This window comes from Tardiphaga sp. 285_C5_N1_2 (assembly GCF_052076065.1).
Lineage (GTDB): Bacteria > Pseudomonadota > Alphaproteobacteria > Rhizobiales > Xanthobacteraceae > Tardiphaga > Tardiphaga robiniae.
In genome coordinates this window covers 1734552-1757924 of the sequence record NZ_CP197241.1, presented here as the reverse complement: position 1 = coordinate 1757924, position 23373 = coordinate 1734552, and the positions used below count along the sequence as shown (strand labels likewise).

Here is a 23373-nt window from a genome sequence, read left to right as displayed (position 1 = left end):
TGGCTAGTAGTCAGAAAAGCTTCGCGCCAGACGCATCGACGACGCGTCCCCAACGGGCGTAATCGTCCTTGATCGTCTTGGCGAAGGCCTGAGGCGTCGAGGTCGTGATGCTGAGGCCCTGTTTTTCGAGACGCTCGCGAACATCCGGCAGCGCGCCGATGCGCACCACTTCGGCGTTCAGGCGATCAACAATGGCATCAGGCGTCCCTGCCGGCACGACGAGGCCGAACCAGGAGTCGACGACAAAGTCAGCCACGCCTGCTTCCGCCGGCGTCGGCACATCGGGAAGCTGCGACGAGCGCTCGCGGCTGGTGATCACGAGACCCTTGACCTTGCCGTCGCGGATCTGCGGCGCCAGCACCGTCAGCGTGTCGAAAGACAGGTTCACCTGGTTTCCGAGCAGTGCATTGACGGCCGGCGCGCTGCCCTTGAAAGGCACGTGGAGCAGATCCGTCTCGGTCAGGCTCTTGAACAGCTCGCCGCTCAGGTGGCAGAGCGTGCCGGGCCCGCACGACGAGTAGGTGAACTTGCCGGGCTCACGTTTGGCCGCAGCGACGAGCTCCTTCACTGATGACACGGGCGTATCTGGGCTGGCCGCGAGCACGTATGGCACCGACGTGAGCATCGCCACCGGCGTGAAGCTCTTGAAGGGGTCGTAAGAGATGGTCTTGCTGATATGCGGCAGGATCGTGAGCTGCCCTGCGGGCGCCAGCGACAGCGTGTAGCCATCCGGATCGGCCTTGGCGACCGCGTCGGCAGCAATAGCCGTACCGGCACCAGCCTTGTTCTCGACCACGACTGTCTGCTTCAGCGCCTCGCCGAGCTTGTCGGCATAAACCCGCGCCGTGATGTCAGCAGCGCCGCCCGGCGGGAATGGAACGATCAGCTTGATCGTCCGGCTCGGCCAGTTATCAGCGAAAGCCCCTGTAGCGCCGGAAACCAGCAATACCGCCGCGAAAGCGCCTGAGAGGAAGCGAGAAGACATGACGGACCGCACGGTCGTATTCCTTATGATCGATGATGGGAGTGTTCTGCCCGTGGCTCCCGCGAGGTTTCGCCGAGATTTCGCAATCATTTCAGCGATGTGGGACCACGTTTGTTACCACTGAAAATGTCATCGAGACGGGTGTCCGACAAGGAAACGCCTTTGCAAATAAGATCTGGACGATGGTGGATTGCTATCGTCGGACGGGCGGATGCGAGAAGTTGCTTCTTTTGACGGAACTATTCGGCAGCGGAACCTTATGCTCTGATCGGACCGTCGGAGTCGGAGAGCGTCATGACCGAGCTGAACCAGTCGACCGAGAAGAGCCGCTACCTCAGCGCCCCGAAACGCCCTGACTTCACGCTGGACCAGGACTGGGGCTCCTACTCCGCCGCCGAGCACGATCGCTGGGACCGCCTGTTCGCCCGCGCACAGACCGTCCTTAAAGGCCGGGCTTGCAACGAATTCCTCACTGCGCTGAACACGCTGCAGCTGTCCGAATCCGGCATTCCCGATCTGGAGAAACTGAGTGCCCGTCTAACGCCGCTGACCGGTTGGCAGGTCGTGCCGGTCGCGGAACTGGTGCCCGACGAGATCTTCTTCGATCATCTTGCCAATCGCCGCTTCCCGGCCGGCGCCTTCATCCGCCCCGAACACGAAATGGATTACCTGCAGGAGCCTGACATCTTCCATGACGTTTTCGGGCACGTTCCGCTATTGGCGAACCCGGTCTATGCCGACTTCATGGAGGCCTATGGAAAAGGCGGCCAGCGCGCGATGGCGCTCGGCCAGTTGAAAAACCTGGCACGATTATACTGGTACACGGTGGAGTTTGGACTGATGAACAGCGCGGACGGGTTGCGCATCTTCGGCGCCGGCATTCTGTCGTCAGCAACAGAGTCGGTCTTCGCCCTGGAAGACGCCTCGCCGAACCGGATCACGTTCGACCTCGAACGCGTGATGCGGACGAACTACATCATCGACGATTTCCAGCAGAGCTATTTCGTCATTGAGAGCTTCGAGAAACTGCTGCAGGACAGCTATCAGGATTTTGGCGCACTCTATACCCGCCTGGCCAAAGCAGACGACATCGCGGCCGACGAGGTGACCCCTGAGGATCACGTCATCAGCCGCGGGACGCTGGACTATTTCAAGCGCAAGCGCGCGTCAGCCATTCATTGACTGGATGCGGAATTTAGCCGGCGACGCGCCGAAGCGACGACGGAAGCTGCGGTGGAAATAGGATAGTTCGTTGAAGCCGCAGGCGGCCGCGACTTCACTGATCTTCAGGCTGCACTGCCGATCGCCGGTCAGCATGCTGCGGGCCTTTTCAAGCCTCAGCTCCATGATGCGATCGGTGATGCTGAGGCCGGAACCCTGCAGCAAATCCTGAACGTAGCGGACGGACAGGCCGAGCTTCTCGGCGACCACCCGGGTCGAGAACTGCTGGTCGGCAAAGCTCTCATTGATCTGGTTGATCACGCTGGCGATCCGCGCTCCGCGCAGGCCGCCGACCTCGGTGAGGTTCACGGGGTCCGGCTTTTCGATGCTGTGCACCTTGGCACGGTCGGATCCAAAGTCGGAGTGGCTGCTGAATGCGAGATTTGTGTTTTCCATGTTCCCAATCACCGCCCATTTCAATGTGTGCGGAGATAGGTCGTCCGGACCCCTGACTTTGGTTCAACGCCGACGACGATAATTTATCGTCTTTCGAAACCATAGCGGCGCACTGCGCCCCGCTGGTGACCCATAAGTCGTTGGCCGGTGGTCGTCGTGTGGTCCCACAATCGCGTTCCCCAGTAGTACTTCCAGGTGAGACCGAGCGGCGACAGCCGCTCACAATGCGACGCCAAGAGCGCGATCCCGCACAAGTCACGCGCTTACGACCACGACGAGAGCGGTATTTTTATACATGGTCGCTGCCGAAATGACGCGCGAAGCAGCTCCGATTCCTCGAGGCCGCCAGCGCACCTGCAAGGAAACGACATGAAACAGCTTCTCCTCGGCACCATCGGCATCCTCAGCCTCGGCAATGCCGCCATCGCCGCAGACGTGCCGGCCCGCGCCTATACCAAGGCCTCCGCCATCGATCCCGCCTATAACTGGACCGGCTTTTATGCCGGCGTTCATGCCGGTTACGGTCTCGGCGGGACCGAATGGCAGATCCTGAATATCCGGACCGACGGCGCGCTGGGCGGCATTCAGGCCGGCTACAATCAACAGATCGGCAACCTGCTGCTCGGCATCGAAGCCGATATCAGCTTTAGCGGCATCAAGGGCAATCGTACGGTGAGCATTCTGAACCAGGCCACCCTGTCCCAGACGTCGCAAATCAACTGGCTGTCGACCGTGACCGGACGCGTTGGCTTCGCCAATGGCCGCTGGCTCACTTACGCCAAGGGCGGCTTCGCCTGGGCCAATGAAGATCACGGCTACGACGTTCAGGTTTCGGTGCCGGGGCCGGACCGGCTTACACTGTCCGGCAGCGAGACACGGCGGGGTTGGATCGTCGGCGCCGGCATGGAATATGCGCTTGCCAACAACTGGTCGCTGCGCGGCGAGTATAACTTCGTCAACTTCCCCGACCACGAGTTCGATTTCAGCGGCACGCGGGCCTCCACCGGGCCGATCGCCTCCACGGCTTCGACTAAGCAGACACTGCATCTCATCAAGCTCGGGGCGAACTACCAGTTCGGCGCTCCCGATACCGCCAAACCGATTCCGCCGCTGCAATACGCACAGTCAGGATTCAATTGGACCGGGCTCTATCTCGGTGCGCAGGCAGGCTACGGATCGGGACACGGCGACTGGCGCGACTACACGCCCGATGGGAAGTTCTCGATGACCGGAGGCTTCGGCGGCGGCCAGATCGGCGCCAATGTGCAGCTCGGGGTGATCGTCATGGGTGTTGAAGGTGAACTGGTCGGCGGCAATATCGGCGGCGGCACCCGCACCAACTTTGATAACAATCTCGAGATGCGCTCGCGCACCGAATGGCTCGCAATGGCCACCGCACGTATCGGTATGGTGACCAACGAGCGCTGGCTGACCTATCTCAAGGGCGGTGTCGCCGTCGCTGGGGATCATCACGCCATATCGCTGTCGTCGGGCCCGCAATACGCAAATCTCGACGGATCCCGCCTTCACACCGGTTACGTGGTCGGTGCCGGCGTGGAATACGCCTTCGCACCAAACTGGTCCGTCAAGGCGGAGTACAACTACATCGGCTTCGGCCACGACAATGCGAGCCTCGAAGGCGTGATCAATGCCCCTCCGATGGTCGGCCCTTATTATCTGAATGCCGATATTGCCCAGACCATGCAGCTCGGCAAGATCGGCGTGAACTATCACTTTGCGCCATAAATGCGACAGCCGACCACCATGGCGCTATCAAGCGCATGGTGGTCGCGCCTCCTAGCGCGGTAACATCTCGGGTGGCGGCGAACGGTCCAGTACATCGCCTTTCGCGCCTTCCAGCAGATTCAGCTCGACATTCTCCACGACCAGCGGGCCACGTTTGCGTTTGAGGTCAGCCACTTTCTCGATATTCGCAAAAGCCGCCCGCCATTCCGGATTGGCCGCAGCATTTTGCTCACCCACCAGCAAAAGCTTGCCGGATAGCTGCTCTGCACTCGGCTCCGGCATGTTCACCCAGCGAATCCGCTGGGTGCGCTGGAAGACACAGGTCCCCTTCGGCAGATAGAAGGTCAGCCATCCCGTGGTGCCGTAATCGGGCGCCACCACGCATGTGGCCCCGACACGGATGCGAGCCGCCTCGACGTCGGCCGCTAGTTCGACAAAACCCACGCCGATGCTGCGTACTGTCGCATCACGCTTGTAGCCGGACAGCAGACCCGTATTGGCCTGCACCACCAGTGCCGTGAACATGACGACGCCGGTCGGCCCCGCCCAGCGCAGGCAAAAATCCACCGTGCGCTGCTCGCGCGGCTTCCATTGCACGATGGTTGCCGCGACGGCAGCAATGATGGCCAGCGTCGGATAGACTGGCGCGAACCAGTTGGCCTCGACGCGGCTGTGCAGCGCATGCCAGCCGAAATACAGCACGATGACCCAAAACATCGCATTCAGCAGCACCCGCGCCGGCCACGCTCCGGGCTTGCGGACGGCCAGGGCATAAAGACCCATCACACCGAGAATGAACACCAGCGGTGTCGCGAAGGCGAATTGGGTCGGGATCAGTTCGGCGATGAAAGCCGGATTGAAGTGATCAATCCGGGCGCGTCCGAGTTGCTTGATGAAGGACACCCAGGCATGTTCGGCATTCCAGAACAGCACCGGCGAGAACACCGCGAGCGCTACCAGACCGCCGAGATAGGGCCATGGCGAGATCAGCCAGCGCCGCATCTTCGGTACGGCAATGAGCCAGATCAGGATCGCCGGCCCGAAAAACAGTGCGGTATATTTCGATAGCAGCGCTACGCCGACGGCCACGCCCACCGCGAGCCACCACGCGCCCTGCCCGGTGGCCAGCACCTGGGCCAGCGCCAACAACACGAAACTCGAGGCGACCAGCACCGGCGCATCCGGCGTGACGATCATTAACCCGACCGACGTGATCATCGTCGCGTTGAGCAGGATCACCGCCGTTGACGCGGTCCGTCGACCGCCGAACAGCAGCTCGGCCGTGCGATACACCGCCCAGCTCATCGGCAACGCCAGCAGGACCGAGACGACACGTACACCGAATTCGGTATCGCCCGCGATCATGGTGCCGAGCCGGATCACCACCGCGACCATCGGCGGGTGATCGTAGTAACCGCCCGCCAGATGTTTCGACCACATCCAGTAATAGGCTTCGTCGAAGGTCAGCGGCGTCCATGCGGCCGCCGCGAGCCGCAGCAGCACCAGACCGACGACCACGGCCGCGGTGCCGCGAACCAGCCGCAGTTCCTGCGTGGTCATCCAGCGATCACCGTTTCCGCCACACGAACAGGCCCGACATCGCGTAGTTCCAGACCACGCCCATCAGCGCGCCGGAAGCACCCGCCAGCCACCAGATCGGCTCCTGGTCGAAGACCGACCAAGCCACGCCGACATTGGCGAGCAGACCCACGCTGCAAACCACATAGAAGATCGCCAGACCACGCAGGATGCCGAAACCTTTCAAACGCTGGTCGCGATAGGTCAGGAAATTGTTGAGCAGGAAGTTGCCGGTCATCGCGCAAAACGCCGCAATGGCCTGCGCCTCTGCGAATGGCGGATCGAAAACTTCCAGCGTGACGAACAACACGGCGAAATGCACGAACAGGCCGATCGAGCCGACCATAGCAAACAGCAGGAAGCGCAGCGACACGGTATCGTTGGTCAGCTTTGCCAGCACAAGGCCCAGGAAGTCGAGCGCCACCATGGAATCGAGCTTGCTTTCACCATGCAGCCGCGAGCCGAATGTGTAGGGCACCTCGATAACGCGCAGATCGCCTTCTGCCGTCGCGACGACATCGAGCAGGATCTTGAAGCCCTGCGTTGAGAGTTTCGGCGCCAGTTGTTCAAAGCGATCGCGGCGGATCATGAAGAAGCCGCTCATCGGATCGGCGATCTCGACCTTCAGCACCCGCTGCGCCACGGCGGTGGCAAATTTGCTGGCGCCAAGGCGCTGCTGGTTGAAACTGTCGGCGCTGCCGCCCTCGATATAGCGGCTGCCGATCACCAGTTCGGCGGCGCCGCTTTCGATCAGACCAAGCATCTTGCCGAGCTGGGTCTCATCGTGCTGCAAGTCGCCGTCGATCACCGCCGCGCAGGGCGCGCTGGACGCCAGCATGCCCTCGATGCAGGCGCCGGACAGGCCGCGCCGGCCGATGCGCCGGATACAGCGCACGCGCGAGTCGGCGCGCGCCAGTTCGCGTACCGCGTCGGCGGTGCCGTCCGGCGAATTGTCGTCGACGAAAATGACTTCCCAGGAAATGCCGACCAGCGCCGCGTCCAACCGCTGCACCAGGGTGGCGACATTGCCGCGCTCGTTGAAAGTGGGGACGACAACGGACAGCTGCAGCGGAGCGCCCGCCTGCAATATCTGTCCGGGCCCCGGTCTGATGGCTTCGTTCATGGCGCCAGCATATATCTGCCGCGCCGGACCATGCCAAGGCGGACAGGGAACGGCGGGGCTTAACAGGTGCCGGAACAAGCCATCAGAGGGGAAACGGCCGAAAGTGGCCCAAAAATGCTAACGACCCCGAACAACAGGCGCACGTACATCCGGCGCACCGAGCTATTCAAGGTCGTTCCAGCGCCGGAGCTATGAAGCATCATCGTCGCCGTTGGAGACAAAATAGGGACGCTGGAGACATTCCGCAAGGGGTGTCCCGGGACTGCGTTCAACGCCACAGTCCGGCCGCAAACACCGCACCCTGGCACCATTCTGTTGCTGGCGAGCTATAGCCAGTCTTGCCCGTGCCCGCTACCTTGCCCCGGTCAACAGCGGCGCGTTCGCGCGGTTTTCTGAGGCGGAAGCCCCGCCTGAACCGCGACCACAATCGTCTCCGCGCATGATAATCGGAGGCGCCATGCGACGCTCGCTCGGACCATGCCTATTCGCTGCATCGCTGACGCTGGCATCCTTCGGCGCCAGCCATGTCACCGCGCAGACAATTGATACCGTCACGACGACGCTGCTGTCCGATTCGCGCGTCACGGCTGCGCTCGATGCCATCAAGGCCGACGATGCCCACACCCTGAAAGAGCAGATCCGGATCACCGAAATTCCCGCGCCTCCGTTCAAGGAGAACCTGCGCGGCAACTACATTCTGTCACGGTTTCAGGAACTGGGCTTCAAAGACGCCGTGATCGACGCCGAGGGCAATGTGATCGCCCGGCGCAAGGGCACCGCCGGAACGCCGAAGCTGGTCATCTCCGCACATCAGGACACTGTCTTTCCCGAGGGGACCGACGTCACGGTGAAGGAAAAGGACGGCGTCTATCTGGCGCCGGGGATCGGTGATGATGCCCGTGGGCTCGCGGCCCTGCTGTCTTTGATGCAGACCCTCAACACGCAGCAGATTGCGACGGTCGGGGACGTCATGTTCGTCGCCAGCGTCGGCGAAGAAGAGCTGGGCAATCTGCGCGGCGTCAAAGCCCTGTTTCGCGACAACAAGGATATCGACGGCTTCATCTCGATCGACGGACTCGGCGTCACGCGGATCGTCAACCAGGGAACCGGAAGCCATCGCTACGAGATGATCTTTAAGGGTCCGGGCGGTCACAGTTTTCAGGAATTCGGCCTGCCGAGCGCGACCCACGCGCTGGGTCGCGCGGTCGCGAAAATCTCGGAGCTGCAGACACCCGCAGATCCGAAAACCACCTTCACGGTCGGAACGGTAAGTGGCGGCACATCCGTCAATGCCATCGCAGCCGAAGCACGCATGACGATCGACATGCGATCGAATTCGACCGAAGAACTGTTGAAACTCGAAGCGAGGCTTCTCGATCAGGTGAAGGACGCCGTTGGTGAAGAAAACAAACGCTGGGGATCGGACAAGATCACTGTCGAGATCAAACTGATTGGCGACCGTCCGGCGGGCGTTGTCGCAGAGGACTCTCCCCTCGTGCAGGCGACCGCGCGCGCCGTAACCGCGCTGACCCGGGCTCCCCATGTCACCTTTGCCGGCTCCAGCACGGACTCCAATCTCGCGATGTCGCTCGGCATCCCTGCGGTGACCATCGGCGGCGGGGGCCAGGGCGGCAACTGGCATTCGCGCAATGAATGGTACAAGCCCGTCGACGCTTATATCGGGCCGCAAAATGCACTGCTGACGATGCTGGTGCTGACCGGCGTGGAGGGCGTAACCAAGCCGGTGCTGCCGGCACGGCACTGAGTAACACGGCGAATACTGAAAGGATGGGCCTCACAATGGTTGCGAAATCCGGACAAATCCGTATCGGCATCGGCGGTTGGACTTTCGCGCCGTGGCGCGGGGTGTTCTATCCGGAGAAGCTCACGCAAGCGAAGGAGCTCAGCTATGCCGCGTCCAAGCTGACCTCGATCGAGATCAACGGGACCTTCTACGGCTCGCAGAAGCCGGAGAGCTTTCGCAAATGGGCGCGCGAAGTGCCGGAAGATTTCGTATTCTCGCTCAAGGGCCCCCGCTTCGCAACCAATCGCCGGGTGCTCGCCGAAGCCGGCGAGAGCGTGAACCGGTTCTACGATTCCGGCGTGCTCGAACTCGGCGACAAGCTCGGCCCCGTTCTGTGGCAATTCGCGCCGACCAAGAAATTCGACGAAGCGGATTTCGGGAAGTTTCTCGAATTGCTGCCGGCCGAGCTCGGTGGCCGCAAGCTGCGCCATGTGGTCGAGGTCCGTCACGACAGTTTCTGCGTGCCGGCCTTCATTGCGCTGCTACGGCAGTTCAAGATCCCCGTGGTATTCTCCGAACACGCCACCTACCCGGCCATCGCAGACGTCACCGGCGACTTCGTCTATCTGCGTTTGCAGAAGGGTGAGGACAGCATCAAGACTGCCTATCCACCGAAGGCGCTGGATGCCTGGGCCAAACGTTTCGAGACCTGGGCCGGCGGCGGCGAGCCAACCGACCTACCGCGCGTCGATGATGCCAAGATCAAGAAACAGCCACGCGACGTGTTCGCCTATGTCATCCACGAGGCCAAGGTACGCGCACCGCACGGTGCCATGGCGTTGATCGAGCGGGTGACGTAGCGCCCGCCAGCATTACTCAATCGAGCTTGATGCCGGCCTCGCGGATCAGTTTTGTCCAGGTCGCATGTTCTGATGCGATGAAGCCATCGAGCTTGTCGTCCGGCATATCCCAGGGCTCACCGCCGCTCTTCTCGAAGCGCTCCTTCAGATCGGGCAACACCGCCCGAATATCCTGACGGAGTTTTGCGATCACCGCAGGCGGCGTTTTGGCGGGCACGAAAATGCCCAACCATGAATCCACGTCGAGACCCGGCACGCCCGCTTCCGCCATGGTCGGGACGTCAGGCGCCAGCGGGCTCCGTTTCGACGACAGCACCGCGATGCCCCGCACCTGCCCCGTCTGCACATAAGGCAGCCCGGCAGCAATCGAGTCGAAGAACAGGTCGATGCGGCCCGCCAGCAGATCGGCAAAAGCAGGCGGAGATCCCCGATAGGGCACCTCCTGCAGCTTGACGCCGGCGGACCTCATGAAGGCAGCGGCCACCAGTTGCTGTCCGGTCCCGACACCCGCGGTCGCCACGGTGATCGACCCCGGCTTGTCCAGTGCTGCGGCAACGATTTCCTTTGGGATCTGCTGCGGCAGATCCTTACGGCCGACCATCACATAGCCGAACTTGTAGACCAGCGCGACCGGGACGAAATCCTTCAGCGGGTCATAGGCGAGCTTGGCGTAAAGCGCGGAGTTGAAGGCCATGTTGGAAAGGCCGCCGACCATCAGCGTATAGCCGTCGGCCTCGCTCTGGGCCGCAGCCTGCGTGCCCACGACGGTGCCCGCTCCTAGCTTGTTCTCGACAAAGAACGCCTGCCCCGTTCGCTTCGCCAGCGCATCGGCGAGATGCCGCCCGACCAGATCGTAGCTGCCGCCGGGCGCGATCGGCACGATAATTCTGACCGGACGATCCGGATATGCGCCTTGCGCCAGAGATGTGGACTGAAACGACACAAGCGCGAGCGCGATTACGCCTAACGCACCAACCATGCGAGCCATCATTCCCCCGGTGATATCGGCCATTGAACTGGCGGAGTTTGTTGAGTTGACTATGTGCCATGTTGCAAATGGGAGCAACGCCTCGCGGCTGGCCGCGACATTGTGCCAATCATCTGTCGATCACGGGGTGCTCACATGGCCCGCAAGATACCTCGCCTCTTCACCGTCGGTTACGAGCAGACGCCAGCGAAAGCCGTGCTCGATGAACTGCAAAATGCCGGCGTCAAGCTGCTGGTCGATGTGCGTGCCGTCGCCGCATCGCGGCGACCGGGCTTCTCCAAGAATCAGCTCGCTGCCGGCCTCGACGAGCGCGGCATCGGCTACATCCATCTGCGCGGACTGGGCACGCCCAAGGACGGCCGCGAAGCCGCACGCAGCGGCAAGCTCGCAGCGCTCGAAAAGATCTATATGGCGCATCTCAAGACACCGCAGGCACGGGAGGAGATGGATGAGCTGGCGGCGCTGGTGACGAAGTCCGGACCGGTCTGCATCCTCTGCTACGAGCGCGACCACGAACACTGCCATCGGCGCTGGATCGCCGAGATCATCGAGGAGCGCGAAGGTGCAAAGGTTCAGAACCTGCTGCCGTCGCAGCTTTGACGGCGTTTAGATCACTCCAAGCAGATTTTTTCGGATTCTCACTTATCCACACTGGACGGCGGCTTATCCCCAAGATAATCTACCTTAAGTTGTATTATTTTGTTGTGTTTCTGTTGCGTTGGGTGGGGGCTCGATGCGTTGGGGACTGGCGTTACGCGCTTTATGCGTTGCGGCGGCCGCATATTCCTGCGGCATGGCCTCGGCTCAGGATATCGGTGAGATCGACGCCACGATCGAGCCGGCATCCGGCTCATCGAGCTTCTGGTCGTCCCTGTTCGACACGCGTATCAGAAAACGGCGCGCCTTCGATTTTCTCTCCGGGGGCATGCCGGACCGTCTGATGTATTTCGGCGGTGTCGATGCGTCGCATTGGAGCCTCGGCGCCTATGGCGGCCTGCAATGGGCCCCCGCCGGCCTGAACAAGGATGGCTTCATCCTGCGTTTCTTTCTGTCGGAAAACCTCGAACGCTACACGACAGGCACGCGCTCCGACTACACCCAGATCAGCCGCGCGGCGATCCTGCCGGGCTACCTCATCCGAACCGGCAATCTGGAAGTTCAGCTATTGGCTGGCCTCGATATGGAAGCCGACTATTTCTACCACGATCAGCGCCGCTCTCGGCTTCGCGCGATGCTCGGCGCGCGGGGCACGATGGACGTCTGGTGGGAGCCGACACGCGAGCTGATGCTGCAATATGCCATCTCAGGCACGACCATCGATACTGGCTATACCACGCGCATTGCAGCCGGCTGGCGCCTGTTCGATTTGTTCTGGATCGGCCCGGAGGCCGCACTGTCGAACGACTATTTCAGCCAACAGACCCGGATCGGCGGGCATCTTACTGGCTTGCGCACCGGTCCTTACGAATGGTCATTCGCCGCGGGACATGTGCGGGACAATTTCGAGCGCCAGGGAGTCTATGCGCGCTTCGGCATGGTCATGCGACCGCCCCGCGCGCCATTCTTCGAGAACTGACGCAGCACTCAGCCCAAGCGCCAGATAGCCTGCGGCAGGTCATAGCCGCGGATCGGCACATCACCGAGCAGCTCCGCGTCGCTGCAAGTGTCGCCCAAGGCATCACGTACGGAGGCAGAGATCAGTAATTGTGAGCCGAACTGTTTGTTGAGCGCCTCAAGCCGAGCCGCGAAGTTCACGGTATCGCCGATGACGGTGTATTCCTTGCGGCGCGGGGAGCCAACGTTGCCGGCAATCACGGCCCCAATATGAAGCCCTATGCCGATGCGCAGGGGCCATTCGCTGTTCTGATTGCTTTTCTCGACAGCTATGAGCATCTCGCGTGCCGCCTGCACGGCGCCATGCGCCGCATTCGGATCCTCAATGGGCGCTCCGAACAGCGCGAGAAATCCGTCACCGAGAAACTTGTTCACGATCCCGGAATGTCGATCCAGCACGTCGACCAATAGAGCAAAGGTCTCGTCGAGCCGATCCACCACCTCGCGGGGCGAATGCACACGGGTCGCTGCGGTAAAGTTACGGATATCGACGAACATCACCGCGACCTGACGCATCTCGGTCGTAGAGCTCGTTCCCGACGCCAGCAACTGCTCCACAACCTGCGGCGAGACATGCTGACCGAACAGATTGGTGACACGATCGCGCGCCGAAGTTGCCGCGATGCTCGCCTCGAACTGGCGACGGAGTTGCAAGCCGACGGCGCCTGCAAGAATACCGCAGAGCAGGACCATGGCGCTGCGGATAAGCTGAAACGCAAAATCCGGTGCCGGTTCCGAGGCGAATTGCACCGGATGATACAGCATGGCCAGCGCAAGCATCTGGGCGGCCGCGACAAAGCCGGTAAACGTCGACAGCCAGAAATCGAGCCGAAGCGTGGATAGAATGATGAAGATGAAATAGGACAAAGGCGCCGCAAATGCCAACGCCGCCGCCGGCCCCATCCAGCCCATATGGAGATGCAGTGCAGCCGTTGGAATGCTGGTCTCGATGAGTGCGCTCAGATAGCGCCGCCCCTGCGCAATATCCTGCCCTGCGGCGATGCGCTGATTGATCTTGTAAAGAACGAAGAATTCGAACAGCAGCAGCGGGCCCGTGATCATAAAAGACGATTTAAGATCGAACTGGCCATTGGATATGCGCGCGAAGCTCGACGGCGCCAGCAGATAGGCGATGGACAGCGACAGCGTCACGATCACCACGGTGCCAATGACCGTCTTGACCCGCAACCGTTCGGTCAACAGCATCTCGCGGCTCAGCGCCTTGCGAAATTCGCGAACGGACGGATCGGCGTCGGCGGCAGACTTCAGAAGTGTCCGGAAAAATTGAATCATTGCAGCAGTCTAGCTGCCGCAGGCGCATTGAACGAGATATTTGTCGGGGAGCTCTAGCCCTTGGCGTCGCAGGCCCAGGCGCGGATGACACATTCCTTACCGCCGTAGTCATAGCATTTCTTGGTCGCCTGATTCAGCGAACTCGAAATACGGGGCGCCACGGCATAGCCGTGTGCGCCGCAAGGATTCTTCATATCCACGGCGAAGGCTGCACAGGCACGGTTCATCGTTACGGTCGTGCATTCGCCCTTGCACTGCTTTTTAGCGGCCGCCAGCGCCGCCCTCTGCGCCGGATAGTCGAAGGCCTGGCCATAGGCACCGCACTTGCCCACGGCGAGGGCACCAGCGGCCGAAGCCACGTCCATGGCACCGACGCTCATCAACAAGGCAACGGCGAGAATCGCGCGACGACGCGCGGCAACAAACAGTGACAATTTCCCCTCCCCCGAGGTCGATCGAGGCAGACGCTAAAGGAAGGGCGTTTCAACTTGGTGAACGAAAGTGCAATGCGGCGGCCCGCCGCATGCGCCATGTGTTAGCCGCTCCGCGCGTCTTCCAGCGCCTGCGGTGTATCGATATCGAGGAAGGCGCCGTGACCTTCGACCGCCACGTCGGCCACGGCTTCGGCGTGCTTCATGATCAGGTGCCGGGCACCGATATCGCCGTCCAGCGTCATCAACTCATTGAAGAAGCGCCGAGACCACAACACGGGATTACCGCGGCGGCCGTCGCTCACAGGGACAACGATGAGGTTGCCGCGATCCGGCGCGAAGGCCTCGATCAGGCGGTCGATCAACTGGGCATCGATCAGCGGCATGTCGCCAAGACAAACCGCAGCTCCATTGGCATCGGCCGGGACTGCCGCGATGCCGGCTTTCACCGAACTGGCCAAGCCATCAGCAAAATCAGGGTTGTAGACAAACGTGACTTTGAGTCCGGCCAGCGCCTTCTCGACCTCTGGGGCCTGATGACCTGTCACGACCGTTACGCTCGACGCTTTCGATGCGATCGCCTGTTCGGCGACGATCCGGACCAATGCCTTGCCATTGAGTTCGGCGAGCAGTTTGTTCGGCCCGCCCATCCGGGTCGAACGGCCGGCGGCCAAAATGACAGCGGCGACGTTGCTGTTGCTATCGCTGCCGACGGGCACGCGCGGCTGTGGTCGGGTGACGATTTCCATCAGCAAACCGCCGACGCCCATGCCTGTGAGATCCGAACGCGTGACCTTGAGGCCGGCCAGCAGCCGCATCAACACCCAATCGAAGCCGTTCTCGACTGGGGAGCGCGCACAGCCCGGCGCGCCGAGCACCGGCACGTTGCCGGCCCTGCCGATCAGCAGCAGATTGCCGGGATCGACCGGCATGCCGAAATGCTCGATGGCGCCGCCGATTTGCTCGATCGCCGACGGAATGACGTCACGGCGGTCGGCAATGGCCGAGGCGCCGAACACGATCACTAGCTCGGCGCCGAGCCCGAGCAATTCCTTGATTGTTTTCGCCAGCACTTTCTCGTCGTGCGGCACGCGGCGCTCGGCGATGATCTTCGCACCAGCAGGCGCAAGGCGCTCTTCGGTCACACGCAGCGTCTTGTCGATCACCTTCGGCGACAGCCCCGGCAACAGCGTCGAGACGATGCCGACTTTCTTGACCGTGTAAGCCGCGATTCTCATTGCGCCGCCCGAGGCAGCCTGGACGGCCGCGTCGCGCAGCGTACCGGCGACGCCGAACGGGATCAGCTTGACGGTCGCGATCATCTCGCCTTCGACCACCGGCTTGTAGGCCGCCAGCGTTGCAAAGGTGATCGCTTCATCGACCGCATTGATGCGATCGACGATGGCGCGATCGACGACCAGCACGCCCGGCGCCCCCGCAAACAGATTGGCGCGGCCCGTGAAGGCGCGCTCAACATTGACGCCCTCGCCCGCCACTGCCTGCGCGATGCTGGCGGCTGCGACGTCCTCGGACACGTCGCCCTCTTCGAGACGTACGACGACCACGTCCTTGACGCCGGCGCCGGTCAGCGCGGCGACTTCATCGGGACCGATAGTGGTGCCCTTCTTGAGAACGAGCGAACCCTGACGCAGCGTATGGACGGTCACGCCGCCAAGTGCATCCGCCGGACTGGCGGGACCGAACTTCATGGGTTGCTCACTTTGGACAATTCCGCGGGTATCGTCTTGGGCATGCGCAATTCGGCGGTGATCTCGGCCATGATCGAGACCGCGATCTCCGATGGCGAAACAGCACCGATATTGAGACCGATCGGCGCCTTGATCCGCGCGAAGTCAGCCTCGCTGACACCCTGTGCCTTCAGCCGGTCGCCGCGCTTCGCGTGGGTTTTCCGCGAGCCGAGCGCGCCGATATAGAAGCAGTTCTTCTCGAACGCGTGCAGCAGCGCGGGATCGTCGATCTTCGGATCGTGGGTCACGGCGACGAAGGCTGTGTAGTGATCGATGTTGAGGCCCGGCAGCGCCTCTTCGGGCCATTCAGCGATCAGCTTCACGTCCGGAAAACGCTCGGGACTGGCAAAAGCCGTGCGCGGATCGACCACCGTCACATCGTAATCCAGCGACCGCGCCAGCGGCGCCAAAGCCTGGCTGATATGGACAGCGCCGATGATCACGAGCCGCGCGGTCGGCGCATAGACGTTGAGAAACTGCTTCTTGCCGTCCACCTCGACCATCGCGCTCTTGCCCATGCGGAGCTGCTTCTCCAGCTCCGCATGCAGGGGATCAGCGCCGAAATCGGCGGCCTTCACCAGGCGTTGTGTTCCATCGGATATATCGGTGATCAAAATGACAGGACGCCGGGCGGCGCGCTCGGCGTTCAGAGTGGCAAGTGTCTCGGCTTTCACGACTGGCCCACCTTCTCGACGAACACGCGGATGGTGCCGCCGCAGGACAGGCCGACATTCCACGCGGTCTCGTCAGCCACGCCGAATTCGAGCAATTTGGGCTCGCCACTCGCAATCACATCGAGCGCCTCGGTGACCACGGCGCCTTCGACGCAACCGCCGGAGACCGAGCCCAAGAAGGTGCCGTCGTCATTGATGACGAGATTCGAGCCTGCGGGACGCGGCGCCGAACCCCAGGTCTCAACCACGGTGGCCAGCGCCACGCCGTGTCCGGCCTTCTGCCACGCTTCCGCGGCCTGCAGGATGTCTTCATCGCGATTGAGCATGGAAGCCTCTCTTAAGCTGCGGGCCGGATCAGGCTGCGGTGATGGACCGGGGGCGCCGATGACAGCGCCTTAATCAGTCCGTCGATCGAACTCAAATTATGCACCGGGCGGAATTCGTCAACGTGCGGGAGCATCATTTTGATGCCCTGCGCTTTCGGCTCGAAGCCGTCGAAGCGCAATAGCGGGTTGAGCCAGATCAGCCGCCGGCAGGAGCGATGCAGCCGGTCCATCTCGAAGGCCAGTTGGGAATCCGCCTCCCGCTCCAAACCGTCGGAAATTAGCAGCACGATGGCGCCCTGGCCGAGTACGCGGCGTCCCCAGAGCTTGTTGAAGTTGTGCAGCGACGCGGAAATGCGCGTGCCGCCGGCCCAGTCTTCCACCGAGGCCGAGCACGAGGCCAGCGCCTCGTCGGGATCGCGCGACCGCAGCGCCCGCGTCACATTGGTCAGCCTTGTGCCAAACAGAAAAACCGAGACGCGCTTGCGGGCGTCCGTAATGGCATGAAGGAAGTGCAGGAACAGCCGGGTATATTCACTCATCGAGCCGGAGATATCGAGCAATGCGACAATCGGCGCCGGCTTATCGATCAGGCCTAGTCTGCGGATATCGATAATGTCGCCGCCCGTACGCAAGCTGCCGCGCAGCGTGCGCCGCAGATCGAGCCGCGCGCCGTGCTTGTCCGGCTGGGTGCGGCGCGTGCGCAATTCAGCTTGCGGCAGCCGCATATTGGCGATAGCGCGCGTGACCTCGGCGATCTCTGCTGCGCTCATCTGTGCAAAATCCTTCTTCTGCAAAACCTCGCGGTCGGAGACCGACAGCCTGATTTCCTGCTCCTGCGGTGCCTCGCGCTCTTGGCCCTGCGCCGGTTGCGCCATCGCCTCCTGTACGCGGCGCGAGGCCGGCGGCGGCTTGCGCTTGGCATCGTCGGGCAGCGGCACCGAATCCAGCATCTGCTTCCATTCGTCGGCCGCACGGAAGAACAGATCGAAGGCCTGGGCGAACACCAGCGCGTGCTCGTGGCGCTTAACGAAGATCGCTTCCAACGTCGTAAATACATCAGCGCGCTTGCCGATCTCGATCATCTGCAAGGCATTCAGCGCATCGATCACCGCACCCGGCCCAACCGGCAGGCCGGCGGCGCGGAGCGCACGCGCAAAGCCGATGACATTATCTGCCATCTGGCCAGTCGGTGGGTTGAGATGGTCGATGGGCAAACCTAACTCCGTCGTTCCGGGGCGGGCGCGCCACTTGCGCGACCGAACCTCAGCCACTCCAATTGGAGTGGTGGGGAACCTCGATGTGTTCAACTACTTCGGGATTCCGGGTTCGCGTTCGGCTATCGCCGCCCGCGCCCCGGAATGACGAGTGTTAATCGCTCGTCGCTTCCTTGATCACCTTCGCCAGCGCATCGCCCTGCATGCGCTGGATATCGTCCTGATACTTCAACAGCGCGCCCAGCGTATCGCCCACCACCTGCGGCGTCAGCGAGCGGGCGTCGAGTTCGGTCAGCGCGGTCGCCCAGTCCAGTGTTTCGGCGACGCCGGGCGATTTGTAGAAATCCTGGTCGCGCAGCGCCTGCACGAACTTCACCACCTGCTGCGACAGCTTCGCTGAGATGCCCGGCACGCGCGACTTGACGATGGCGAGTTCGCGCTCGGCGTTGGGATAGTCCACCCAGTGATACAGACAGCGCCGCTTCAACGCATCGTGGATTTCGCGGGTGCGGTTCGACGTGACGATGACAATCGGTGGCGCCGGCGCCTTCACGGTACCCAGTTCGGGAATCGTCACCTGGAAGTCGCTGAGGATCTCGAGGAGATAGGCCTCAAATGCCTCGTCGGCGCGATCGAGTTCGTCGATCAGCAAGACAGGCGCACCATTCACATCTGGCTCGAGCGCCTGCAAGAGCGGGCGCTTGATCAGGTAACGCTCGGCGAAGATGTCGCTGGAGAGCTGATCGCGGTCGGTATCGCCAGCGGCTTCCGCCAACCGGATCGCGATCATCTGCGAGGCGCTGTTCCACTCATAGACCGCGGAGGAGACGTCGAGGCCTTCGTAGCACTGCAGCCGGATCAGCTTGCGGCCAAGCGCGGCCGACAGCACCTTGGCGATCTCGGTCTTGCCGACGCCGGCCTCGCCTTCGAGAAACAGCGGCCGGCCCATCTTCAATGCCAGATAGGTAACTGTCGCCAGCGAACGCTCGGCGAGATAGCCGCGCGATGTCAGCAATTCCAGCATGCCATCGACGGAGGTGGGGAGCGCCGATGGCTTAGTCATGAGAGAACCAATCCGGGAAAGTGCGGACCTGACAAATATCAGGCCCGGTTGTTGGCAGCTTCGACCGCACGCTTGGCCAGCACGCCGATCAGATGCGCCCGATATTCGGCGCTGCCATGGAGATCGCTGTTGAGGCCTTCGGCCGGCACCGTAAGCCCGTCCAGCGCCTTTGGCGAGAACCGCTTCTGCAATGCAGCCTCGAACTCCTCGACGCGGAACACACCATCCGAGCCCGCACCGGTGACGGTGACGCGCACGCCCGAGGGCAGACGCGCCACGAACACCCCGACCAGCGCGTAGCGCGAGGCCTGGTTGCGGAACTTGATATAGGCGGCCTTCTTCGGCACGGGGAAGGAGACCTTGGTAATGATCTCGTCGGCCTCCAGCGCGGTCGTGAACAAGCCCTGGAAGAACTCTTCCGGCTTCAGCTTGCGCTTGTTGGTGGTGATGGTGGCGCCAAGCGCCATCACAGCCGCTGGATAGTCGGCGGTGGGATCGTTGTTGGCGAGCGAACCGCCAATAGTGCCCTTGTGGCGCACAGCGGGATCGCCGATCAGGCCCGCGAGTTCGGCCAGTGCCGGAATGGCTTCGCCAACGATCGGCGATGACGCGACAGCGGCATGCTTGGCGAGCGCGCCGATCACCAGCGAGCGGCCCTTCATCTCGATGCCGTCGACACCCTCGATATGCGAGAGATCGATGATATGCGGCGGCGCCGCCAAACGCTGCTTCATGACCGGCACCAGCGTATGACCGCCGGCGATCAGCTTGGCGTCCTCGTTCTTGATGAGGAGATTCGCGGCCTGCCGCACGGTCGACGGACGATGATATTTGAATTCGTACATGGGTGGGGATCCCTGATTCGCGGTGCGCGATTATCGTTGTGCGTCGTTATGCGAGATCGGACTTCGCCATCGCCTTGGCGCCGGCTGCGATCGACGCCACGATGTTCTGATAACCGGTGCAGCGACAGAGATTGCCTTCGAGTTCTTCGCGGATCAGGTGATCGCTGAGATCATGTCCCTTGCGATGCACGAGGTCCACCGCGGTCATGATCATGCCTGGAGTGCAGAAGCCGCACTGCAGGCCATGATGCTCGCGAAACGCTTCCTGCATCGGATGCAGCGGCGCGCCATCGGCTGCGAGACCTTCGATGGTCTTCACCTCGTGACCGTCGGCCATGACAGCGAGCGTGGTGCAGGACTTCACGGCCTTGCCGTCGAGATGCACAACGCAGGCACCGCATTGCGACGTGTCGCAACCCACATGGGTGCCGGTGAGCCGCAGATTCTCACGTAGAAACTGCACCAGCAATGTGCGCGGATCGATATTGCCGGTGACGGGATTGCCGTTCACGATCATCGAGATTTTGGCCATATGCACTCTCTTGGTCCGCGTCCCATTGCGTGGCGACACGGTCATTAAAATCATTCCAAATGCATAATATGGCCCATCCCGGCAATGAGCAACCTCAAGTCGGGACGGTCTCTGGTGTGTTTTTCTGCGGTATCAAGCACACTTGATCGCCGCTATCAGACGCTCCGGGCCTTAGCCCTGAACAGCCTTGGCGAAGTTCGCGAAGAACTCGTCGGCGATCTTCTTGGCCGAACCGTTGATCAGGCGCTGACCGAGCTGGGCCAGCTTGCCACCGATCTGGGCTTCCACATTGTAGGTCAACAGCGTGCCACCATCCTTGTCGGTCAGGCCGACGACAGCGCCGCCCTTGGCAAAGCCGGCCACGCCGCCCTCGCCTTCACCGGTGATCTTGTAGCCGTTGGGCGGATCGAGATCGCTCAGCGTGACCTTGCCCTTGAAGCGGGCCGAGACCGGGCCGACCTTGATCTTGGCCGTGGCGCGGAAGCCGCCCTCCTCTGTGGTCTCGAGCTCTTCGCAGCCCGGGATGCAGGCCTTCAGCACTGCGGGGTCGTTGAGCTTTCCCCATACCACTTCGCGGGGCGCGGCAAGCTGGACTTCACCGCTCATCGTCATGGCCATGGGTCTGTCTCCTGAATTTGTCGCCGTCCGGAATTGAGGCTGTCATCCCCAAGGGATTGAACCCTCAATCCCAAGTAATGCACGGACGGCGCAAAGGAAAGACCGTCCGGCGAGATGGGGCGATGCCTATTCGCAGTGCAACAGGCGACGGCGGCAAGAAGATTGCGGGGGATTGGCAGACTCTGCCCGGAATGGTTAGGGTCCCGCACAGATGAGCACATCCCTGTCCCCTCTGCTGGCACCCTTGTTGTCGAGCCCCGCGATGCGTGCGGTTTGCGATGATACCGCCCATTTGCAGCATATGCTGGACTTCGAAGCCGCACTGGCGCGGGCCGAGGCCGCAGTCGGGGTGATTCCCGCCAGCGCGGTGGCGGCCATCGAGGCCGCCTGCAAAGCCGACCAGTTCGATCTCGCTGCACTCGCCGATGCCGCTACGCGTTCCGGCAATCTCGCCATCCCGCTGGTCAAGACGCTCACTGCCAAAGTGGCGAAGGCCGATGCCGAGGCCGCGCGTTACGTGCATTGGGGCGCCACCAGTCAGGACGTCATCGACAGCGCAACCATGCTCGGCCTGCGCGCCGCCATTGACGCCCTGCTCGCGGATCTCGACCGCGCCATTGCCGGCTTTGCAGCCCTTGCGGTCAAACATCGCAACACCGCCGTGGTCGCCCGCACATGGCTGCAGCACGCGCTGCCGATGCCATTCGGGCTGAAGCTCGCCCAATATGCTTCGGCGCTGCACCGTTCGCGCCTGCGGCTGAAACGATTGCGCACCGAAGGCCTCGCACTGCAATTCGGCGGCGCCGCCGGCACGCTGGCTGCGCTCGACGACAAGGGCCTCGTCGTTGCAGAGCAACTCGCCAAGGAATTGCAGCTGCCGCTGCCCGATGCGCCATGGCACACCCATCGTGATCGTATTGCCGAAGTTGCTTCGGTGCTGGCGATCCTGTCCGGCTCCTGCGGCAAGATTGCCCGCGACGTCTCGCTGATGATGCAGACCGATGTCGGCGAAGCGTTCGAGCCCTCTGGCGAAGGCCGCGGCGGCTCCTCCACCATGCCGCACAAACGCAATCCCGTGGCATCAGCCTCCGCGCTTGGCGCCGCGACCATGGCACCGAATCTCGCTGCAACGATCTTTGCCGCGCAGATCCAGGATCACGAACGCAGTGCCGGACCGTGGCACGCCGAATGGCCGACGCTGCCGACGCTGCTGCTGGTGACATCGGGCGCCCTTGCCGCCATCGTCGATATCGCCGAAGGGCTCGAGGTCGACGTTGAGCGGATGCGACTCAATCTCGATGAAACCCACGGCCTCATCATGGCCGAAGCCGTGACCTTTGCGCTCGCCGAAAAGCTCGGCAAGAGCGACGCCCATCATCTGGTCGAGGCCGCCACCAAGCGCGCCGTCGCCGAGAAGAAACATCTGCGCGATATTCTCACGGCCGATCCCAAGGTCAGCGCGCAGCTCAGCGCTGCCGCGATCGCCAAACTGTTCGAGCCGATGGATTATCAGGGTGTCTCGCAGGCCCTGATCGACCGCCAGCTCGCCTCACTCCGTTAAGAAGAAACTCGGGAGACACACCATGCCCATGATCGATGCCGACGGCTGCCTGCTGAATGTCTCCGTGGAGGGCCGCGACAGCGGGCCGACGCTGATGATGTCGAATTCACTCGGCTGCACCATGGCGATGTGGGAGCCGCAGATGCCGGCGCTGACAAAGCTGTTTCGTGTGATCCGCTACGATCGGCGCGGCCACGGTAAGTCCGGCATGAACGGCCCGACCTCGATGGAACGCTACGGCAAGGACGTGCTGGCGATCCTCGACGACCTCAACATCGATAAGGTGCATTGGTGCGGGTTGTCGATGGGCGGCATGGTCGGCCAGTGGTTAGGCGCCAACGCGCCTGAGCGTTTCAACAAGATCATCCTGGCCAACACCAGCTGCTACTATCCGGATCCGACCAACTGGCACAACCGCATCAAGGCGGTGCGCGAGGGTGGCCTCAAAGCGGTGGCCGATGCCGTCATCGGCGGCTGGCTCACCGCCGACTTCCGCGAGCGCGAGCCAGAGACCACCGCGAAGATGAAGGCGATGCTGATCGCCTCGCCGGTCGAAGGTTATCTCGCCGCCTGCGAGGCACTGAGCACGCTCGATCAGCGCGCGCTGCTGCCCAAGATCAAAAGCCCAGCGCTGGTGATCGCCGGCCGTCAGGACAACGCAACACCGGTTGCGGCTGGTGAACTGATCCGCAGCAACATCCCCGGCGCGAGCATGACGCTGTTGGACGCCGCACACATCTCGAACGTCGAACAGCCCTACGCTTTCACTGACGCCGTCGTTGGCTTCCTGACGCAGCGCTGAACGGAGACCTA

General features: G+C 62.3%; 23 protein-coding genes. 8 read left to right on the top strand and 15 right to left on the bottom strand.

Translation table 11 applies throughout. The features are described 5' to 3' along the window. Window positions 1-10: 10 nt before the first annotated feature. The gene (locus AB7951_RS08195; RefSeq protein WP_441255732.1) at window positions 11-985 is read right to left on the bottom strand and encodes a tripartite tricarboxylate transporter substrate-binding protein; all 975 of its coding nucleotides are present in this window, start codon (window positions 983-985) and stop codon (window positions 11-13) included. Window positions 986-1279: 294 nt separating this feature from the next. Between AB7951_RS08195 and phhA the strand changes: the two genes are divergently transcribed. Further along, window positions 1280-2167 carry a phenylalanine 4-monooxygenase gene (gene phhA, locus AB7951_RS08190; RefSeq protein ID WP_120292687.1) on the top strand — a complete coding sequence of 296 codons (888 nt, stop codon included), beginning with the start codon at window positions 1280-1282 and terminating at the stop codon, window positions 2165-2167. On the opposite strand, the gene AB7951_RS08185 is transcribed toward phhA, so the two are convergent. Continuing rightward, window positions 2153-2602, bottom strand: coding sequence for a helix-turn-helix transcriptional regulator (locus AB7951_RS08185; RefSeq protein WP_068736063.1), 450 nt, complete (start codon window positions 2600-2602; stop codon window positions 2153-2155). The genes phhA and AB7951_RS08185 overlap by 15 nt on opposite strands. A 369-nt stretch (window positions 2603-2971) precedes the next feature. Between AB7951_RS08185 and AB7951_RS08180 the strand changes: the two genes are divergently transcribed. Next, complete coding sequence (locus AB7951_RS08180; protein WP_120292689.1) at window positions 2972-4348, top strand: outer membrane beta-barrel protein; 1377 nt, start codon at window positions 2972-2974, stop codon at window positions 4346-4348. 51 nt (window positions 4349-4399) lie between these two features. On the opposite strand, the gene AB7951_RS08175 is transcribed toward AB7951_RS08180, so the two are convergent. Continuing rightward, window positions 4400-5908, bottom strand: a complete 1509-nt coding sequence (locus AB7951_RS08175; RefSeq protein WP_439061766.1) for a glycosyltransferase family 39 protein — start codon at window positions 5906-5908, stop codon at window positions 4400-4402. A 7-nt stretch (window positions 5909-5915) separates the two neighbouring features. Then, window positions 5916-7049, bottom strand: coding sequence for a glycosyltransferase family 2 protein (locus tag AB7951_RS08170; RefSeq protein WP_120292693.1), 1134 nt, complete (start codon window positions 7047-7049; stop codon window positions 5916-5918). A gap of 457 nt (window positions 7050-7506) precedes the next feature. Here AB7951_RS08170 and AB7951_RS08165 point away from each other — a divergent pair, with 457 nt between their 5' ends. Further along, entirely contained in the window at window positions 7507-8814 is a 1308-nt protein-coding gene (locus AB7951_RS08165) for a M20/M25/M40 family metallo-hydrolase (RefSeq protein ID WP_120292695.1), read from the top strand. Window positions 8815-8849: 35 nt separating this feature from the next. Further along, entirely contained in the window at window positions 8850-9653 is an 804-nt protein-coding gene (locus tag AB7951_RS08160) for a DUF72 domain-containing protein (RefSeq protein WP_199712129.1), read from the top strand. Window positions 9654-9669: 16 nt separating this feature from the next. Here AB7951_RS08160 and AB7951_RS08155 read toward each other — a convergent pair whose 3' ends face one another. Further along, complete coding sequence (locus AB7951_RS08155; RefSeq protein WP_441255731.1) at window positions 9670-10632, bottom strand: tripartite tricarboxylate transporter substrate-binding protein; 963 nt, start codon at window positions 10630-10632, stop codon at window positions 9670-9672. A 144-nt stretch (window positions 10633-10776) separates the two neighbouring features. Between AB7951_RS08155 and AB7951_RS08150 the strand changes: the two genes are divergently transcribed. Both AB7951_RS08150 and bcsS read left to right on the top strand, forming a co-directional pair. After that, window positions 10777-11241 carry a DUF488 domain-containing protein gene (locus AB7951_RS08150; protein WP_120292701.1) on the top strand — a complete coding sequence of 155 codons (465 nt, stop codon included), beginning with the start codon at window positions 10777-10779 and terminating at the stop codon, window positions 11239-11241. A gap of 193 nt (window positions 11242-11434) precedes the next feature. Further along, entirely contained in the window at window positions 11435-12217 is a 783-nt protein-coding gene (gene bcsS, locus AB7951_RS08145; protein ID WP_439061767.1) for a cellulose biosynthesis protein BcsS, read from the top strand. Between the two features lie 8 nt (window positions 12218-12225). Here bcsS and AB7951_RS08140 read toward each other — a convergent pair whose 3' ends face one another. The 10 genes from AB7951_RS08140 to AB7951_RS08095 all read right to left on the bottom strand — a co-directional run bounded on the left by AB7951_RS08140 (window position 12226) and on the right by AB7951_RS08095 (window position 20999). Further along, window positions 12226-13548 carry an adenylate/guanylate cyclase domain-containing protein gene (locus AB7951_RS08140; RefSeq protein ID WP_120292705.1) on the bottom strand — a complete coding sequence of 441 codons (1323 nt, stop codon included), beginning with the start codon at window positions 13546-13548 and terminating at the stop codon, window positions 12226-12228. 53 nt (window positions 13549-13601) lie between these two features. Then, a complete protein-coding gene (locus tag AB7951_RS08135; RefSeq protein ID WP_439062672.1) occupies window positions 13602-13928 on the bottom strand; it encodes a DUF4189 domain-containing protein in 327 nt (108 codons plus the stop codon). Between the two features lie 155 nt (window positions 13929-14083). Next, complete coding sequence (locus tag AB7951_RS08130) at window positions 14084-15688, bottom strand: molybdopterin-binding/glycosyltransferase family 2 protein (RefSeq protein ID WP_120292709.1); 1605 nt, start codon at window positions 15686-15688, stop codon at window positions 14084-14086. Further along, window positions 15685-16401 (bottom strand): XdhC family protein, encoded by a 717-nt coding sequence (locus tag AB7951_RS08125; RefSeq protein ID WP_120292711.1) that lies wholly within the window; start codon window positions 16399-16401, stop codon window positions 15685-15687. Before AB7951_RS08125 ends, AB7951_RS08130 begins: the two co-directional genes overlap by 4 nt. Then, entirely contained in the window at window positions 16398-16727 is a 330-nt protein-coding gene (locus AB7951_RS08120; RefSeq protein WP_068736040.1) for an XdhC family protein, read from the bottom strand. Before AB7951_RS08120 ends, AB7951_RS08125 begins: the two co-directional genes overlap by 4 nt. 11 nt (window positions 16728-16738) lie before the next feature. Then, window positions 16739-17905 (bottom strand): vWA domain-containing protein, encoded by a 1167-nt coding sequence (locus tag AB7951_RS08115; protein ID WP_120292714.1) that lies wholly within the window; start codon window positions 17903-17905, stop codon window positions 16739-16741. 190 nt (window positions 17906-18095) lie between these two features. Then, window positions 18096-19004 carry an AAA family ATPase gene (locus tag AB7951_RS08110; protein WP_120292716.1) on the bottom strand — a complete coding sequence of 303 codons (909 nt, stop codon included), beginning with the start codon at window positions 19002-19004 and terminating at the stop codon, window positions 18096-18098. Between the two features lie 38 nt (window positions 19005-19042). Next, window positions 19043-19849 carry an FAD binding domain-containing protein gene (locus AB7951_RS08105; RefSeq protein ID WP_120292718.1) on the bottom strand — a complete coding sequence of 269 codons (807 nt, stop codon included), beginning with the start codon at window positions 19847-19849 and terminating at the stop codon, window positions 19043-19045. Between the two features lie 46 nt (window positions 19850-19895). Beyond that, window positions 19896-20381 carry a (2Fe-2S)-binding protein gene (locus tag AB7951_RS08100; RefSeq protein ID WP_089264990.1) on the bottom strand — a complete coding sequence of 162 codons (486 nt, stop codon included), beginning with the start codon at window positions 20379-20381 and terminating at the stop codon, window positions 19896-19898. A 171-nt stretch (window positions 20382-20552) separates the two neighbouring features. After that, a complete protein-coding gene (locus AB7951_RS08095) occupies window positions 20553-20999 on the bottom strand; it encodes an SRPBCC family protein (RefSeq protein ID WP_089264991.1) in 447 nt (148 codons plus the stop codon). Between the two features lie 211 nt (window positions 21000-21210). Between AB7951_RS08095 and AB7951_RS08090 the strand changes: the two genes are divergently transcribed. Then, window positions 21211-22560, top strand: coding sequence for a 3-carboxy-cis,cis-muconate cycloisomerase (locus AB7951_RS08090; RefSeq protein ID WP_120292720.1), 1350 nt, complete (start codon window positions 21211-21213; stop codon window positions 22558-22560). 22 nt (window positions 22561-22582) lie between these two features. Next, a complete protein-coding gene (gene pcaD, locus AB7951_RS08085; RefSeq protein ID WP_120292722.1) occupies window positions 22583-23362 on the top strand; it encodes a 3-oxoadipate enol-lactonase in 780 nt (259 codons plus the stop codon). Window positions 23363-23373: the final 11 nt, after the last annotated feature.

Excerpts from the sequence above, each read along its gene's own strand:
- AB7951_RS08195 (WP_441255732.1), bottom strand. The coding sequence starts at position 985 with ATGTCTTCTCGCTTCCTCTCAGGCGCTTTCGCGGCGGTATTGCTGGTT.
- phhA (WP_120292687.1), top strand. The coding sequence starts at position 1,280 with ATGACCGAGCTGAACCAGTCGACCGAGAAGAGCCGCTACCTCAGCGCC.
- AB7951_RS08185 (WP_068736063.1), bottom strand. The coding sequence starts at position 2,602 with ATGGAAAACACAAATCTCGCATTCAGCAGCCACTCCGACTTTGGATCC.
- AB7951_RS08180 (WP_120292689.1), top strand. The coding sequence starts at position 2,972 with ATGAAACAGCTTCTCCTCGGCACCATCGGCATCCTCAGCCTCGGCAAT.
- AB7951_RS08175 (WP_439061766.1), bottom strand. The coding sequence starts at position 5,908 with ATGACCACGCAGGAACTGCGGCTGGTTCGCGGCACCGCGGCCGTGGTC.
- AB7951_RS08170 (WP_120292693.1), bottom strand. The coding sequence starts at position 7,049 with ATGAACGAAGCCATCAGACCGGGGCCCGGACAGATATTGCAGGCGGGC.
- AB7951_RS08165 (WP_120292695.1), top strand. The coding sequence starts at position 7,507 with ATGCGACGCTCGCTCGGACCATGCCTATTCGCTGCATCGCTGACGCTG.
- AB7951_RS08160 (WP_199712129.1), top strand. The coding sequence starts at position 8,850 with ATGGTTGCGAAATCCGGACAAATCCGTATCGGCATCGGCGGTTGGACT.
- AB7951_RS08155 (WP_441255731.1), bottom strand. The coding sequence starts at position 10,632 with ATGGTTGGTGCGTTAGGCGTAATCGCGCTCGCGCTTGTGTCGTTTCAG.
- AB7951_RS08150 (WP_120292701.1), top strand. The coding sequence starts at position 10,777 with ATGGCCCGCAAGATACCTCGCCTCTTCACCGTCGGTTACGAGCAGACG.
- bcsS (WP_439061767.1), top strand. The coding sequence starts at position 11,435 with ATGGCCTCGGCTCAGGATATCGGTGAGATCGACGCCACGATCGAGCCG.
- AB7951_RS08140 (WP_120292705.1), bottom strand. The coding sequence starts at position 13,548 with ATGATTCAATTTTTCCGGACACTTCTGAAGTCTGCCGCCGACGCCGAT.
- AB7951_RS08135 (WP_439062672.1), bottom strand. The coding sequence starts at position 13,928 with ATGAGCGTCGGTGCCATGGACGTGGCTTCGGCCGCTGGTGCCCTCGCC.
- AB7951_RS08130 (WP_120292709.1), bottom strand. The coding sequence starts at position 15,688 with ATGAAGTTCGGTCCCGCCAGTCCGGCGGATGCACTTGGCGGCGTGACC.
- AB7951_RS08120 (WP_068736040.1), bottom strand. The coding sequence starts at position 16,727 with ATGCTCAATCGCGATGAAGACATCCTGCAGGCCGCGGAAGCGTGGCAG.
- AB7951_RS08115 (WP_120292714.1), bottom strand. The coding sequence starts at position 17,905 with ATGGCAGATAATGTCATCGGCTTTGCGCGTGCGCTCCGCGCCGCCGGC.
- AB7951_RS08110 (WP_120292716.1), bottom strand. The coding sequence starts at position 19,004 with ATGACTAAGCCATCGGCGCTCCCCACCTCCGTCGATGGCATGCTGGAA.
- AB7951_RS08105 (WP_120292718.1), bottom strand. The coding sequence starts at position 19,849 with ATGTACGAATTCAAATATCATCGTCCGTCGACCGTGCGGCAGGCCGCG.
- AB7951_RS08100 (WP_089264990.1), bottom strand. The coding sequence starts at position 20,381 with ATGGCCAAAATCTCGATGATCGTGAACGGCAATCCCGTCACCGGCAAT.
- AB7951_RS08095 (WP_089264991.1), bottom strand. The coding sequence starts at position 20,999 with ATGGCCATGACGATGAGCGGTGAAGTCCAGCTTGCCGCGCCCCGCGAA.
- AB7951_RS08090 (WP_120292720.1), top strand. The coding sequence starts at position 21,211 with ATGAGCACATCCCTGTCCCCTCTGCTGGCACCCTTGTTGTCGAGCCCC.
- pcaD (WP_120292722.1), top strand. The coding sequence starts at position 22,583 with ATGCCCATGATCGATGCCGACGGCTGCCTGCTGAATGTCTCCGTGGAG.